A 1,524-nucleotide genomic window follows, 5' to 3' on the forward strand; every position below is an offset into this window, starting at 1 on the left:
GGCCTTGAGTGGATTGCAGCAGCCGAGCGTGCCGCGCTGGCCCTCGATAGGCAGTGGACGAAAGAAGATGGCTTTGCTGGCGCTGGCGATGCTGATGCTGACGTTCACACCAGCTCCGGTGGCGAATAAGTCGTTTCCGCAGGTGGCGCGGGAGTTCAAGAGCGGGAATCGCTAGGGGTGACGAGAGAGCTGGGATAGTGAGGGCCTTCGCCTGTTTTCGCCAAGAATCGCTTAACGAAGAGCCGCCTCCCCGTATAAGCTATTGTCATGCATGCGCTTAGAAATTGCGCGCTCGCAATTTTGCTGCTCATTGCGCCGCACGCACTTCATGGAGATTGCAACGCAGCGGGTGCTCCATCCTTCGCCCACTTTCCGGCAAAGCAGGTCTACACCGGAAAACCGCATGCGCCAATAATCAGGACAAAACTAGAGCACGACTTCAGAACCGTAATCCGCAAAGCCGCAAAGAATCCGGTTGATTTTGCCGGACATTTCATAATCGGGAGATGGGGCTGCGGAAGCGGTTGCATGGAGTTCGTCGTCATCGATGCTGTGACCGGCCGAGTGTACGATCCGCCCATTCAAGACGTGTCGTTCCACTATCCGTCCCGAGATGACTTTGACCCTCAAGGCGGCTGGTCATGCCGCGAGAACTTTCTCACTCACAATGCACAGAGCAGGTTGCTGATTGTCGAAGGCTGTCTGAACGGTGAGGCGGGTCGTCCAAGATGCGGTCGATCTTACTTTGTAATGGGGTCCGGAGGCCTGAAGCAGTTGTATTTTGATCCTGACCTAATGCCAGACGGTACGATCGCACCACCTTAACTAGCAATATATCGCCAAGTATCTCGCTACCACGAAAAACGCAACGACTAGGAGAGTTATAGAGTTCTCCGGCTGGCTGCACCCCACATTCGCAAAAAGAAGGCGGATGTGGGCCACCTGTGGGAAGCGCTGGCCGAAGCTAGACGCGGCTGCGCATATGAATTTCCGCGCCCCTGCGCTTGAAGTGGACTTCATCCATCAGGTGATTGATGAGGTAGATGCCGCGCCCATGATTCTCATAAAGGTGCTGGCCTTCGGTGGGATCGGGGATGAGATTGGCGTCAAATCCCGGGCCGGGATCGCGGACAACGATAAGCACGCTGCGGTCGTCTTCAAAGATCACCGAACACTGTACATACAACTTGGGGTCGCCCGAGCAGCCATGCTTGATGGCGTTTGCCAGAGCCTCGCGCAGGGCAGTCTCGATGGCCATTTCCTTGGATTTTGCGTGCCGCCGGACGGCTGTCATAACAGACTCGACGAGCGGGGAGATCGCAGAAACCCGCGCCGGAATCGTCAAATCCAGCTTCAGCGAAAAGTTGCGGGAACTCGCCCCCTGGCCTGCGGCAGCTACATCGGTGGGCGCGTGCGTACGGGATGACAAAGCGGGCTCCAAATCAACTGCTTTTATTGTCTCAGGCCGTTGGTTCTTTTGCTAATAGGTAAAAACCCGTAATGCCGGAAAAAGTTAGCCCATAA

General features: G+C 55.8%; 1 protein-coding gene. It reads right to left on the reverse strand.

All coding sequences use genetic code 11. The features are described 5' to 3' along the window. Positions 1-964 precede the first annotated feature (964 nt). Positions 965-1,429 carry an ATP-binding protein gene (locus VM554_00190; protein HVJ06783.1) on the reverse strand — a complete coding sequence of 155 codons (465 nt, stop codon included), beginning with the start codon at positions 1,427-1,429 and terminating at the stop codon, positions 965-967. Positions 1,430-1,524 lie beyond the last annotated feature (95 nt).

Source organism: Acidisarcina sp., from assembly GCA_035539175.1.
In the GTDB taxonomy this organism is placed as follows: Bacteria; Acidobacteriota; Terriglobia; order Terriglobales; family Acidobacteriaceae; genus JANXZS01.